Source organism: Flavobacterium sp., assembly GCF_965277525.1.
GTDB lineage: Bacteria > Bacteroidota > Bacteroidia > Flavobacteriales > Flavobacteriaceae > Flavobacterium.
In genome coordinates this window covers 56,699-71,265 of record NZ_CBDIDC010000006.1, presented here as the reverse complement: position 1 = coordinate 71,265, position 14,567 = coordinate 56,699, and the positions used below count along the sequence as shown (strand labels likewise).

The 14,567-nt window shown below is 33.2% G+C and carries 9 protein-coding genes; 7 read left to right on the top strand and 2 right to left on the bottom strand.

Annotated features, from left to right (window positions below; all coding sequences use genetic code 11):
• Positions 1 to 34: 34 nt before the first annotated feature.
• On the top strand, positions 35 to 706 hold the full coding sequence (locus ACQY44_RS15590; protein ID WP_428231258.1) for a copper homeostasis protein CutC: 672 nt from the start codon (positions 35 to 37) through the stop codon (positions 704 to 706).
• 92 nt (positions 707 to 798) lie between these two features.
• Here ACQY44_RS15590 and ACQY44_RS15585 read toward each other — a convergent pair whose 3' ends face one another.
• The gene (locus ACQY44_RS15585) at positions 799 to 3,213 is read right to left on the bottom strand and encodes a TonB-dependent receptor domain-containing protein (protein ID WP_428231257.1); all 2,415 of its coding nucleotides are present in this window, start codon (positions 3,211 to 3,213) and stop codon (positions 799 to 801) included.
• A 313-nt stretch (positions 3,214 to 3,526) separates the two neighbouring features.
• On the opposite strand from ACQY44_RS15585, the gene argS reads away from it, so the two are divergent.
• Positions 3,527 to 5,305, top strand: coding sequence for an arginine--tRNA ligase (gene argS, locus ACQY44_RS15580; protein ID WP_428231256.1), 1,779 nt, complete (start codon positions 3,527 to 3,529; stop codon positions 5,303 to 5,305).
• 71 nt (positions 5,306 to 5,376) lie between these two features.
• On the opposite strand, the gene ACQY44_RS15575 is transcribed toward argS, so the two are convergent.
• The gene (locus tag ACQY44_RS15575; RefSeq protein WP_428231255.1) at positions 5,377 to 6,279 is read right to left on the bottom strand and encodes a DUF6607 family protein; all 903 of its coding nucleotides are present in this window, start codon (positions 6,277 to 6,279) and stop codon (positions 5,377 to 5,379) included.
• Positions 6,280 to 6,384: 105 nt separating this feature from the next.
• Here ACQY44_RS15575 and ACQY44_RS15570 point away from each other — a divergent pair, with 105 nt between their 5' ends.
• The 5 genes from ACQY44_RS15570 to ACQY44_RS15550 all read left to right on the top strand — a co-directional run bounded on the left by ACQY44_RS15570 (position 6,385) and on the right by ACQY44_RS15550 (position 14,467).
• Positions 6,385 to 8,496, top strand: a complete 2,112-nt coding sequence (locus ACQY44_RS15570) for a TonB-dependent receptor plug domain-containing protein (protein WP_428231254.1) — start codon at positions 6,385 to 6,387, stop codon at positions 8,494 to 8,496.
• Between the two features lie 17 nt (positions 8,497 to 8,513).
• Positions 8,514 to 9,611: an HmuY family protein gene (locus tag ACQY44_RS15565; RefSeq protein ID WP_428231253.1), complete on the top strand. Its 1,098-nt coding sequence runs from the start codon at positions 8,514 to 8,516 to the stop codon at positions 9,609 to 9,611.
• A gap of 270 nt (positions 9,612 to 9,881) precedes the next feature.
• The gene (locus ACQY44_RS15560; RefSeq protein WP_428231252.1) at positions 9,882 to 11,366 is read left to right on the top strand and encodes an SGNH/GDSL hydrolase family protein; all 1,485 of its coding nucleotides are present in this window, start codon (positions 9,882 to 9,884) and stop codon (positions 11,364 to 11,366) included.
• Between the two features lie 82 nt (positions 11,367 to 11,448).
• The gene (locus ACQY44_RS15555; protein ID WP_428231251.1) at positions 11,449 to 12,780 is read left to right on the top strand and encodes a GDSL-type esterase/lipase family protein; all 1,332 of its coding nucleotides are present in this window, start codon (positions 11,449 to 11,451) and stop codon (positions 12,778 to 12,780) included.
• 1 nt (position 12,781) lies between these two features.
• A complete protein-coding gene (locus tag ACQY44_RS15550) occupies positions 12,782 to 14,467 on the top strand; it encodes an MBOAT family O-acyltransferase (RefSeq protein WP_428231250.1) in 1,686 nt (561 codons plus the stop codon).
• Positions 14,468 to 14,567: the final 100 nt, after the last annotated feature.

Genomic DNA, 14,567 nt, shown 5'->3' with positions numbered 1-14,567 from the left:
AATGACAAACGATGAGAAACATTCTTTAATCAAAATGAAAAAAAATCAACTAGAAATAGCCTGTTTCAATTATGAATCGGCAATAATTGCACAAGAAAGTGGTGCGGACAGAATTGAACTGTGCGAAAATATGCAACTTGGCGGAACGACACCAAATGCTGTTTTGGCAGAAAAGGTGCGGGAAAATGTATCGATAAAAATGCATGTTATTATCAGGCCCCGCGGTGGAGATTTTGTGTATTCTGATGAAGAGTTTACTCAAATGAGTGAAGATATAAAAGATCTTAAAAAACTTGGAATTGATGGTTTTGTTTTCGGGATTTTAAATCCGGACGGGAGTGTCAATAAAAAGCAAAATAAAGAATTAGTCGATTTGGCGAGTCCGCTTTCGTGTACATTTCACCGTGCTTTTGATGTTGTTGATTCAATTGAGAAAGGTCTTGAAGATGTTATAGATTGTGGTTTTCAAACAATTCTGACTTCAGGACGAGGAAAAAATGTTGAAGAAGGGATTGAAGATTTAGAAATCATTCAGAAACTCGCCAAAGATCGAATCGAAATTATGCCGGGCGGAGGTTTACGATCTTCCAATATTAAATTATTACAAGAAAAGCTCCAGCCTACTTTTTATCATTCATCAGCAATTACAAATAATACCGAAACAGCGAATCCGGAAGAAATAAAAGAATTACGTAATTTTTTATAAGGTACAGATATAAACTAAAAAAGCCTGGAGTTGGCAAACTCCAGGCTTTTCTTTTCTACAAGAACTATTAAAATCTACTAATAAAAGTGGGATTAAAACATTCCTCCACCACCTTTACTAGTGTTGTCTTCTCTTTGTTTACGTTCTAGATTTTTGATTTTTGCACCACCAAAATTATACGTTAAGCCTAAATAAACGGTTTGACTCTCCCATTTAAATTGTCCTTCATGCGCATAAGGATACATAGCATCAAAAGAATATTTCATAGTATTGAAAACGTCATTGAAACGCAAGCTTATGTTCATCTTGTTGTCTAACAATGTATAACGTGAACCCATGTCCATTTTGTACATTTCGTGACTGTTATTTTGAAGTCCGTCAACTCCACCTCTGTAGAAACCAAATAATAAGAAGCTTAAACGTTTGTTTACTTTAAAGTTAGAGTTCATACGGCCATTAAATGCTCCAACAGTAACTTTTCTTTCAATTGGACTACTTGTTTGTGTTACAGGGTCGTATGCGAATACAACACCTTGTTGATTGATACTTGAGAAATCAATAGAGGGTGCAATATCCCACCATTTTGTGATTTTGTAATTAAAAGAGACCTCAAAACCATAAGAAGTATTATGATCATAATTCGTATAAGTCAGGATTTGTTTGTTACCAGTTGGGTCTGTATCATCCGGATATAAAATTCTGCTAATCTGATCATTGATGCTTCTATAGAAAATACCAGTTGTAAAACTTCCTTTTGTAAAAGTTTTGGTGTAATTTACTTCAACAGAGTTTGTAAATTGTGGTCTCAATTCAGGATTTCCTATTGAGGTCACTAATGGAGTCGAAAATTCACGAATAGGTTTTGTTTGCTCTAAGCTTGGGCGGTCTACACGACGGCTATAGCTAAATTGCAAAGTGTTTTTCTCGTTCAGGTTATACGTTAAATAAGCTGATGGATATAGCGTAATATAGTCATCATTAAATTTGTCAAGCCCGTGGTTTAAATTAGCGGCTACTTTATAACTTTCAAAACGAGCGCCTAATTGGTAACTGAATTTTTTAAATTTCTGACCAAATGTTACATAAGCTGAATAAATATCAGTGTCATAAGTATAATTAGAAACCGGTAGTGCTGCAAGTGGGTTTCCGGTAATATAGTCGTTATCAGTTTTAGTAATTCTTGCTTCGGCACCAGCTTCTAGAGTAGTTTTCTCGTTTAGAGGATTTACGTAATCAACATTTAAAGTCGTTAGTTTACGTGTTCCTTTTATAAAGTCATCATAAATGACATTGTTTTGAGTATTGTCAGTATTTATGGTTTGAGTATCAAAAGAAGAATATTGTGTTTCTTTATTGTCGCTGTAGTTCCCTTCAAAATCTAAGGTATGTCCTTCTTTTTTAAAGATATGTTTGTACGCTAAATTATAAGTACCAACTTCATCGGGACCTGAATATTTAGATTTCTGAAAGATTTTTGAAACGTCAGAATCGGTTACATTATTATAATCAATACCAGTGTTTACAAAACCTTTTCCGTTCGATTTATTCTGATTCGTGTAGACAGATAAAGTGTTATGATCATCAATTAAATAATCCATTCCAATTTTATACAAATACGAATCATTATCGTTTAAAACATCAATTTTTTGAACAACTTCAGGATCAAATCTTTTGATGAAACCGTCGTTTTGATACGTTCCGAAGTTTTGTCCTGCATTTCCAAAGAAATTTACTTTTCCGGTTTTGTAATTCAGGTTTAAAGATTGGTTGTATTTTGCCGTTTCTCCAAAAGTGATTCCCCCACTGTAACTTCCGTTAAAACCGGTATTCGTGTTTTTATGCAAAACGATATTGATAATTCCGGACATTCCTTCAGGATTGTATTTTGCACTTGGATTGGTAATCAACTCAATTTTTTTGATAGAAGTTGACGGAATTTGTTTTAGCAATTGCGCAGGGTCAATATTTGATGGTCGTCCGTCGATTAATACACGAACATTGTCGTTTCCGCGAAGCGAAAGTTTTCCGTCCTGATCCACATTTACTGATGGAATGTTGTTCATGATGTCAGATGCAGACGCTCCGGCAGTTGTCAAATCTTTTCCTACTGTAATTATTTTACGGTCAATTTTTTGTTCTATTGTCGAGCGGTCACTTATGATGTTTACGCCTTTAAGTTGTGTTGCTTCTTCTTCAAGAGCGACATTAATGGTAGCTGTTTTTTTATTGTCGCTTAGAATGATCGATCCGGTATATTTTTTGAATCCAATATATTGAATTTCGATCGTATAACTTTTTAAAGCTAAATTTTTAATGGTAAAGCCTCCATTATCGTCTGTGTTAACTCCTGTAACTGCTTTTCCATTGTCTTTTATCGAGACTGTTGCATAAGAGATAGGTGCATTATTCGATTTTTCGGTAATTTTTCCGGAAACTGTTCCGGTGTTCTGGGCCTGAGCTGTTGCAAATACCCCCAGTAATGCGAACAGAAAGAATTTTAATTTCATAATATAGTAGTGATTATTTTTGATTTGATTGATGATGATTGTTTTTGTTAGTTTTTTTGCTTCAAATGAATTCAAAGTCCCTATTAAGACTCTTTTATTATGGATATGTTACAGGAAAAAATAAAAAATATTGTATTTTTTTTAAGAGAGTCTGTTTATTAGTAGATTAGCGGTTTGATTTTTTGATAATTTTAACAATCAAAATGAAATCCTTTTTACAGATTTCTGAGTCATTTGTTGTATTTTATATGTTTTTCATTTTCTGTAATTGGTGAATAAGCAGTATCTTTGCTCACTTTAAAAATAAGTTTACATGTCATTATCACAAATTCTTACTCCTTCTATACAAAAAGCAATACAAGCATTATTTGATGTTACTGTTGATAAAATCGAATTTCAAACTACACGAAAGGAGTTTGAAGGCGATATCACGATGGTCATTTTTCCTTTACTAAAAGTGATCAAAAGCAATCCTGTAGAATTAGGAAATAAAATTGGAAATTATTTAGTTGAAAATCTTCCTGAGGTATCACGTTTTAACGTGGTTTCGGGTTTTCTGAATATTGTTATTGCCGATAGCTATTATTTGGATTTCTTTAATAAAATAAAAGACAATCAAAAATTTGGATATGTTACTCCAAATCCGGATGATAAAGCTATTATGGTCGAATATTCTTCGCCAAATACAAATAAGCCATTACATTTAGGTCACGTTCGTAACAATTTGTTAGGATATTCTGTAGCTGAAATTATTAAAGCTTCAGGTAAAAAAGTATACAAAACACAGATCATTAATGACCGTGGAATTCATATTTGTAAATCGATGCTGGCTTGGCAGAAATTTGGAAATGGGGAAACTCCTGAAAGTTCAGGTTTAAAAGGAGATAAATTAGTTGGAAAATATTATGTTGAGTTTGATAAAGCCTATAAAGGAGAGATCTCTCAATTGATGGAAACTGGAAAAACCGAAGAAGAGGCTAAAAAACAAGCTCCAATTATTATTGAAGCACAAGAGATGCTTAAAAAATGGGAAGCTGGAGATGATGCTGTAATTTCGCTTTGGAAAAAAATGAACGAGTGGGTTTACGAAGGATTCGCTACAACTTATACCAATCTTGGGGTTAATTTTGATAAATATTATTACGAGAGTAATACGTATTTATTAGGAAAAGATGTGGTTAAGATAGGCCTTGATAGTGGTGTTTTCGAAAAAGATCCTGATGGTTCAGTTTGGATTGATCTAACAGATGAAGGTCTGGATCGTAAAATTGTTTTACGTTCTGACGGAACTGCTGTTTATATGACGCAAGATATAGGAACTGCGATTCAGCGTGTAAAAGATATGCCGGATGTTGGCGGAATGGTTTATACAGTTGGTAATGAACAAGATTATCACTTTAAAGTGTTATTCCTGATTCTTAAAAAATTAGGTTTTGACTGGGCTTCAAGTCTCTATCATTTATCATACGGAATGGTAGATTTACCGTCAGGAAAAATGAAAAGCCGTGAAGGAACCGTTGTTGATGCTGATGATTTGATGCAGGATATGACCAATACAGCACAACAAATCTCAGAAGATCTGGGTAAATTAGACAGTTATTCTGCTGAAGAAAAAGCAAAATTGTACAAAACAATTGGACTTGGAGCTTTGAAATATTATATTTTGAAGGTAGACCCTAAAAAACGTATTTTGTTTAATCCTGAAGAATCTGTTGATTTTGCCGGAAATACAGGTCCTTTTATTCAATATACTTACGCGAGAATTCAATCTATAATCCGTAAAGCCGATTTTGATTTTTCAGCACAAACGAATACAGAAGAATTACATGAAAAAGAAAAAGAACTGGTAAAACAAATCGAACTTTTTCCTGAAGTAATTCAAAACGCAGCACAAAATCACAGTCCGGCATTAATTGCAAATTATACGTATGATTTAGTAAAAGAGTACAATTCCTTCTATCAATCAGTGCATATATTAGGAGAAGTAGATTTGACTAAAAAAGTATTCAGAGTTCAGCTTTCTCAAAAAGTGGCCGAAGTTATAAAATCAGCCTTTACCTTACTAGGGATTGAAGTTCCGGAAAGAATGTAAAGAAATCATTCTATAAAAAAAAGCCGATAGTTTTAAAACTATCGGCTTTTTTAATAACTAACACAAATATTTTATTTCACGAATTTGTTGATGATCGCATCCGTTTCTGCTTTTGTAGCAGTTGGTTTTAAATCAAACAAAAGAGAATAAAGAGCTTTTCTGTCTACTTTAGCTTCCAGGTTTAAGTCTTGGTGTCTGTCAAACAGCGTTTGCCATTTGTCACGAACGTTTTTCCAAAGTGCATTATTTTCTTTCCACCATTTTTGCCCTGCGATACATTTAATGTCTGCCACTTTCGTATATACATCCATACCTTTTTCTTCTGCTAACAAAACATCTTTTCTACTATCATCTCTGATTAGTTTTTGATTGTCCTGTTCATGATTCCATCCTGTAGCAGTAATTTCGTGAATGTTTCTTCTTTTTAAAACATTATAGTCATTACGTTTTGTTTGTTCTCTTCTTGGTAGAGGAGCATCAGCAATGTTTGCCCAATAATCTTGTCCGTCTACATGTACCCATGTTGATGATCCTTCATATCTTGGACTGTCATCTACCTGATAAACTTTTTGAGTCCATTGACCTTTTACCGCTTTTTTATCTAATTTTTTATATTTCCATGAAGTTCCTTTATCAAAGGAATATAAGTCAGTGTTTTCGTATAGCCAATCTTGTCTCCAGTGCTTAATGATCATGTCATCACTTACGATTAATAAGTGTTGCATTACAATTTTGTTAGGAGTATCTTCTAATAACTCTACCCATTCTAAAGCAGATTCGTGTTTAGTTTCCGAAGGTTTGTAAGTAAGAGAATCTTTAGGATACTGAAAAGTTTCTGTAAAATTAAACTTTACTTCGTAGCAACCACACATTGATTTGATCGATTTAATGTCCTGTTGCTTTTTGTCCTGACTGAAACCAAGACTACAAGTCAAAGCCATAACGGCTGAAAAATAGAGGCTTTTTGAAATCATAACGTATTGTTTTGTTTTTATATTTTTTGGCAAATATATAATTTTATTTAGAACAAATAAAAATAGTTTATATATTTGCGACATTATTAAGACTTAATAAAAATAATGAAAATAAAATTTATCCTTTTTACAGCTGTTCTTTTTTGTCAAATATCTTTTGCTCAACAAAAAGATACCACGGCTGTGAATAAACTTTCTGAAGTGGTTGTTACCGGACAGTTTGAACCACAGTCTATTAAGAAGTCCGTTTTTAATGTTCGGGTTATTTCAAGTGCTGACATTCAAAATTTAGCAGCTACTAATTTAGCAGATGTTTTAAATCAGTATTTAAATATTACGGTAAGACCAAGTGGAACAAGTGGACGTTCTACCGTTTCGTTATTTGGTTTGGATGCGCAGTATTTTAAAATTTTGGTAGATAATGTTCCATTGGTTAATGAGGCAGGTTTTGGTAATAATACAGATTTATCCCAAATTAACCTTAATGACGTAGATCATATCGAAATTGTTGAAGGATCTATGGGAGTTAGTTATGGTGCGAATGCTGTAAGTGGTGTTTTAAATATAATTACAAAAAAATCGTCACAATATAAATGGGGAATTACGGCATCAGTCCAGGAAGAAACGGTTAATAATGAATATTCTCTTTTTGACGAAGGACGTCATATTCAGTCTTTAAAGGTTTCTCATACGTTCAATAAAAATTGGTTTGTGTCGATTGGAGCAAATCGTAACGATTTTCAGGGGTATTTGAGCGATAAAAATGGCATAAACTATTCTGAAAATGATGGTACACGTGGATATAGATGGCTGCCAAAAGACCAGCTAAACGGTACAGCATTAATAGCGTATCACAAGGATAATTTTCGTTTTTTCTATAAATTCGAATATTTAGATGAAAACGTAGATTATTATAATAGTACTGTACAGTCTGGATTTAATGATGTTTTAGGATCTTATCGCTATGCAAGTGATAAAAGATATTTAACCAATAGATATTTTCATAATTTAAATGCAACCGGTAAGTTGTTTTCTCAATTGAATTATAATGTTTCACTTTCGCACCAAAGACAAGCAAGAGATGTAGAAGATTTTAGATATTATTTATCTACTAAAAAGGAAGCAAACAATGCTACAGTGAAAGATCAGTCAATGGAAGTGATTTATTCTACAGGGACACTAAATAACTTTTTCTCTAGCAAAATGGTTGATTTGCAATTGGGGTATGAATTTGTAAACAATCGTGGTTATTCTTTGGTTCAGGAAGCAAATAATATTATGACTCCTATTCGTAAAACACTTGAAAATTACGATTTCTTTGCTTCTTCAGAAATTATGGCCAGCGAGAGATTTTCTATTCGGCCAGGATTAAGATTCTCTGCACAATCTCAATTTGACAATCAATATGCTTCCTCTCTTGGATTAAGGTATTTATTTGATAAAGGAATTGAACTTCGCGGTTCTTATGGGAACTCTTTTAGAACACCAACTTTTGACGAATTATACTCGAAACAAATATTTGACGGACACTTTTTTACAGGTAATGAAAATCTTATTCCTGAAACTAGTACTTCTTATGAAGCCAGTCTTAAAAAAGCGACTACATTTTCTGAGGGAGCACAGCTTTCAAGCACATTTGCCGGAAGTTACTTAGATGTGAATGATAGAATTGATATGGCACTTGTAAGATTTAATCCAGATACAGGAAATCCTGAATATCAATATGTCAATATTAGTAAATACAGAATGTGGAATTTTTCTACAATGAACCAATTCAAAAAAGAGAATCTAACATTCAATTTTGGAGCAGCGATAATAGGAGTTTCCCAGGAAATAAAAAACGAAGTCTTTACTTCAGATGATAAGTTTCTTTATTCTTTCAATTTAAATGCCAGTGCTTCTTATAAGCTTCCAAAATGGAAAACAGTTCTTTCAGGGTACTATAAATATAATGGTAGGACACAACAATTTATAGCAGGAACTTCTTCTTATACTTTGTCTACAATAGATGCAAGTAATTGGCTTGATGCTACTGTTAGACAAAATTTCTTCAAAGATCGATTTGAAGTAACTATTGGTGCAAGAAACATTCTTGATATTAAAAATGTAAATCAGACAGGAACAAATAATGGAGCGGCGCATGCCGGACCTGGAGAAGTAATGCTTGCTTACGGGCGTTCTTATTTTTTAAAATTAGCATATAACCTTAATCTTTAATATTAAATACAAATACAATGAAAAAAATTTTATTTCTATCGATAGCTTTATTGTCACTAGCTGCATGCTCAAGTGATGATGATACTCCAGTTGAAGTTCCAACTGTTGGGGCGACACTAAAAGAATCTGTAGGTGGGCCTAACCAACCAAATCAGCTTTATCTTGATTTAAGTGCTGCAGAATCTAAATCTGTAAACAGAGCAACTTGGGATCTTGGATTTTCTTCAAATTCAGAATTTAGAGTAATCCTGAACGGTTCGCTTAAAATGGCCGCTAAAAAATTGGCAACTTCTGATATCACTTTGCCACAAGTAATTGATACAAATGTTTCAGTTGGAGGTGGTGAAACTCTTTCGTCGAATGGATTTGTAGATAATCCAACAGGTGTTTTAGCTGGTGCAGGAGCAGGAATTGGAACAGCAATTGCAGAAGTTTCAGCTACAGATGCAGATAACAAAGTTTACCTGGTAAATTTAGGATTAGCTATTTCTACTAAAGTTCCGGCTATTGGTTCTGTAAGTGTTGATGGTGACTCAAGAGGTTGGAAAAAAGTTAGAATTTTAAGAAGTGGAAATGGATATAAAATTCAATATGCTGACTTGAATTCTGCAACTTTTACTGAGAAAACAATCTCAAAAGATTCAGATTTTAATTTTTCATTTTTCAGTTTAACTACAGGGAATACTGTTTCAGTAGAGCCTGCAAAAGCTAAATGGGATTTGAACTTTACAACATTTACAAATTATATTCCATCTCAGGATGCAGATAAAAAACCAATCGAAGTTACTTACGGTTTTTCTGATTTTGTAAGCTCTAATGTAAAAGGCGGAACTCAAGTTTATCAAGTTTTAGTTGCTACTGGTGGATCTTACGCTGATTTTACAAAAGATAAAGTTGTTGAGGCTAACTTTACAGTATCAGCAACAGATCAAAGAGCTATTGGTTCTAACTGGAGAAATGGTGGAGGCCCGACTTCTTTACCAAGTATCAGAACTGATCGTTTTTATGTAGTGAAAGATGTGGCTGGAAACTACTATAAGATTAAATTCCTTTCTATGACAAATGATGCTGGAGAAAGAGGTAATATTGCTTTAGAATATGCTATTTTGAAATAAAATAGATTAAAAGATAAGAGTGTAAAGATTGTTTTATTTTAACTAATGAATTCCAAAGTATTAAATTTAGTTAATCATTAACTTTGTTTTTTTTATTTTTTTTGATAAAGAGGTTAGATCTGTCTAGCCTCTTTTTTTGTTTTATTTTAATGTTAAAAAGAAGCAATACATTAATGATTGTTCTATCTTTGCGCATATTTTTTATAAGCAATTAATAGGAATTTTGAATGAAAATTTTCAATAATCCTTTACTTAAATTTAGAAGTACTAGTGAATACAAAATCTTATTTTTTTCAGTCTTTTGCAATTGTAGCATTAGCATTTATTGCTTTCATTGGATTTAAACAAATCCTGCCTGATAAAATTTTTCCGGATAGTAAAGTCGATTCTAAAAACGTACTTATTGATAGTATGCTATTAGAATCTGTGGCTAATGATTCTTTAGCCCTAAAAGGCGATAGTATTGCTGATAGTGAGAAAAAAGAAGCAGGAGAAAAAATTACTTTTGATGCGACTGAAGGAATCGAATTTCCGTCTGAAACTTTTGATAATTATAAAGGATATCAGTATCTGATTTCTTTTTATGAAAAATTATACCAGCTTGAAAAAAATCCGCAAGCCAAGGTGAGAATCGCTTATTACGGAGATTCCATGACAGATGGTGACTTGATTGTACAGGATGTTCGATCTAATTATCAGGAACGTTTTGGCGGTAATGGTGTGGGTTTTGTTTCTATAACCTCAGAATCTTCTGCATCAAGGGGATCTGTAAAATCATTATATTCCAAGAACTGGAAAATGCAATCGTATCTGAATGTCAAAAATCCAACCAGCCCTTTTGGGGTAAACGGGCATGTGTTCTTTGCAAATGACAAAGCAAATACAACCTGGGTTCAGTATGAAGCAGGTCCTAATAAATATGCGACAACACTTGATAATCCTACATTGTATTATGGAAGATCTTCTAAGAAAGGAAATGTCAATTTTATTATTGGTAAAGACACCTTAAGAAAAAGTCTTATCCCGAATAATCTGATCAATACTTTAAAAGTGACTTCGGGAAGTATAAAAGCATTCAAGGCAAATTTCGTTCATGCAGATTCAATTCCAATTTATGGCTTTAATTTTGATAACGGAACAGGAGTTCATGTTGATAATTTCTCGCAAAGAGGAAATTCAGGATTGCCAATCTCAATGTTTAATGCAAACATAATGCAGGGATTCAATAACAGTTTGAAGTATGACCTGGTTATTTTGCACTACGGAACAAACGTTTTAAATTACGGGACCAAGAATTATTCCTGGTATCAGAGAGGAATGACAAAAGCAGTAAATAAAATTAAGGAATCTTTTCCGGGAGTTTCTGTTTTGATTATTTCAACAGCAGATAAATCGACAAAATATGATTTGGAAATGAAAACAGATTCTGCGGTAGTTCCTTTAATGAAATCTCAAAAAAGATATGCACTTGAAACCGAATCCGGATTTGTAAATCTATATACTCTAATGGGCGGCGATGGTTCAATGGTAAAATGGGTAGACGAATCTCCGGCAAAAGCCAATAAAGATTATACGCACTTTAACCAACGTGGAGCAAAAGCAATTGGAAAATTATTATACGATCAGTTAAATAAAGGTTACGAGCAATATAAGGTACTGCGTGAAAACAGGGAAACGGGCACTGGTCCTCGAAAAACGGTCAGGAAAACAAATACAGATTCCGTATCTGTAAAAAAAGATAGTGTAAATGAATAGACTTATTATTTTCTTTTGTTGTCTTTTTTTCTCAACAAACGATAAAACGCAAGAGACAGCTTCACCTCCAATAACAAAAAATATGATTCATAAAGTCGATAAAGCAGCAGTTGATTCTTTTTCTGAGGATAGAATCTACAATGCAAAAGTCTTAGAGCGTTTTTTTCTGAAATTGAAAGAGAATGAAAGTCACAGTAGTCAGAAGATAAATATGGTACATATTGGAGATTCTCATATTCAGAGCGATTTGATGACCAATGAAATTAGAAAGAATCTGCAGCAAAAATTAGGTAATGCCGGTCGGGGCTTAGTTTTTCCGTATCAGTTGGCAAAAACAAACGGTTCTTATAATGAACGTTTTTATTCTAACAGAAGTTGGGAAAGTTATCGAAACATTCATCCTTTTAAAAGTCATCCCGTTGGTTTAAGCGGAATTGCACTTTGGAGAGATAATGACGGTTTTGCAATCGAATTGAACATAAAAGATGCGGATTATAAGTTTAATTCAATCAGGATCATTACGCCCCAGAATCAGAATATGTTTGATTTGGCACTATCGTCTCAAACCAAAACGATTCAGTCTACAGAACGTAAAATAATCACGTATAAAATTAAAAAAGGAGAAGCCATTTCGACTATCGCAGACAAATACCATATTTCAATCGCTGATATCAAAAGAGAAAATCATTTAAAGTCTAATAACATTCGTGCAGGCAGAACCTTAAAAATTTTAACCAACGAAACAAGGCCTAAAAACATTACAAGTTCAGAGTTTGTTCCTTTAAATATTGAATCTGATTCGTTTTCTCATTATTACCACTCAGAAAAAGCATTAGATAAAATTTTTCTGATTCCGAATAAAGAAGCTTCAAAATATGAATTGAACGGAATCGTTTTAGAAAAAGATAATCCAGGTGTGCTATATAATAGTATTGGAGTAAATGGCGCTAAATTTTCAGATTATAATAAGTATCCATTATTTTTTGTGCAGTTAAAAGCGTTGCATCCTGATTTATTAATTTTTTCGTTGGGAACCAATGAAAGTTATGATCATATGGAAGCTTCGGCTTATATAGCAGAATTGCGTCAGTTCATAAAAAATATAAAAGACCAAAACATTGATGCTCCCATAATTGTTATGACGCCGCCGCCTTCTTTGTTAAAAGGAAGAAGACCCAATGTTTATGTTCAGGATTATGCAAAACATATTATAGAAACCGCAAAAACAGATGGGTTTGCAGTTTGGGATTTATACGACGAATTTGGTGGAATGGATGGAATCAGAAATTTAAAATCTTCAGGACTTATAGGGCCTGATTGGGTTCATTATTCTAAGAAAGGATACGAAAAACAAGGGGATTTGTTTTCAGAGGCATTTTTAAAAGCATACGATAATTTTAAATTACAAAATTAAGTTGATTACAATAGATAGCATAAATAATTGGTTTGTTCAGAATTTTGGCGAAGTTACTTTAGAACAGGCAAAAGGTTGGTTTATATACAATCCGGAAGAAAAACTCCTGTTTAATACGGGGTTGTTCTTAGGTTTGTTTCTTGTTTTTTATTTTGTGTATGCTTTTTTACGCAAAACATTTTATTTGCGATTAACATACGTTATTCTCTTCTCGCTTTTCTTTTATTATAAGTCAAGCGGAATTTACTTTTTACTATTATTACTTTCCTCGGTTGTAGATTACGGCCTGAGTCAGATCATTTACAGAGAAGCAAAAGATAGCCGAAAGAAAATCTATCTGGTCATAAGTGTAATTCTTAATTTAGGATTGCTTGGGTATTTCAAATATATGAATTTCATTATTGTGACATTCAATGATATGTTTCATGGTAATTACCAGCTTCACGATATTTTTCTGCCTGTTGGAATTTCGTTTTATACATTTCAATCGATGAGTTATATTATTGAAATTTATCGTGAAGAAATTAAACCAACTAAAAACTACATCGAATATTTATTCTTCGTTTCATTTTTTCCACAGTTAGTTGCGGGTCCAATTGTTAGGGCGAAAGATTTCTTGCCTCAGATTTATCAAAAACTAAACCTGACCAAACAAGACGTAAACAATGCCTTGTTTTTGATTATTGGTGGATTGATCAAGAAGACTGTAATCTCAAATTACATTTCGATAAACTTTGTAGATCGTGTTTTTGACACGCCGATGAACTATACGTCCTTCGAAAATTTAATGGCATCTTACGGGTATGCTATTCAAATTTATTGTGACTTCTCAGGATATTCAGATATGGCAATTGGAATCGCCTTGTTATTAGGATTCAAATTACCGGCTAACTTTAGAACCCCATATAAATCAACATCCATCACTGATTTCTGGAGAAGATGGCATATTTCGTTATCCACCTGGTTAAAAGATTTCTTGTATATTTCTATAGGAGGAAATCGTGAAGGAACATTCGCAGGGTTTTTATTCCCGAGTTTATTCTTTTTTGGGTTGTTGCTTTGGGGAATTTCAAATATAAATGAGAGTTTTATTCCTTTCGGAATTGCAATTGGTGCAATTGTAGTTTTTTGTTTGACATTTTTACTTTCAAAAAAGAAACATCAAACACTGGTAACCAATTTTAACTTGTTTACCACAATGCTTTTAGGTGGATTATGGCATGGAGCAGGAGCACAGTTTATTGTTTGGGGAGCACTACACGGATTAGCATTAGCAGTTCATAAAATGTTTATGGAATTTTTTCCATCCAAAAAAGAACGCAAAGGTTCCAATTTCTTATGGACGTTTTTCTCAATCCTAATAACATTCCATTTCGTAGTTTTCTGCTGGATCTTTTTCCGCGCCAGAGATTTTGAGACAGCCTTGCAGGTTATCAATAATATTGGTCAGTTAACTTTTGAGCCGGAACATTGGAAAGCCATAGTATTAGGATATAAAAATGTATTTTTATTGATGCTTTTTGGATATGTTTGGCACTTTTTACCAGAAGTTATCACATCAAAAATGAAATTCGTTTTCGATAAAACACCTTTGATAGGAAAAGCAATTATACTTGGTTTTGTGTATTGGATTGTGTACGCTACAGCAGTCGCAGGTTCACAACCGTTTATTTATTTCCAATTTTAATTTAGAAGGTTCAAAGGGACAAAGTTAAAAAGGTGCAGAGGTTTCATTCTTTGCGCTAAAATAAGCACAAAAGAAATAAAGGCAAAGTCGCGAAAACGCA

Bases quoted from the DNA above. Each gene is read 5' to 3' on its own strand.
- ACQY44_RS15555 (WP_428231251.1), top strand. From the start codon at position 11,449: ATGATTCATAAAGTCGATAAAGCAGCAGTTGATTCTTTTTCTGAGGAT.
- ACQY44_RS15575 (WP_428231255.1), bottom strand. From the start codon at position 6,279: ATGATTTCAAAAAGCCTCTATTTTTCAGCCGTTATGGCTTTGACTTGT.
- ACQY44_RS15565 (WP_428231253.1), top strand. From the start codon at position 8,514: ATGAAAAAAATTTTATTTCTATCGATAGCTTTATTGTCACTAGCTGCA.
- ACQY44_RS15570 (WP_428231254.1), top strand. From the start codon at position 6,385: ATGAAAATAAAATTTATCCTTTTTACAGCTGTTCTTTTTTGTCAAATA.
- argS (WP_428231256.1), top strand. From the start codon at position 3,527: ATGTCATTATCACAAATTCTTACTCCTTCTATACAAAAAGCAATACAA.
- ACQY44_RS15590 (WP_428231258.1), top strand. From the start codon at position 35: ATGAAAAAAAATCAACTAGAAATAGCCTGTTTCAATTATGAATCGGCA.
- ACQY44_RS15585 (WP_428231257.1), bottom strand. From the start codon at position 3,213: ATGAAATTAAAATTCTTTCTGTTCGCATTACTGGGGGTATTTGCAACA.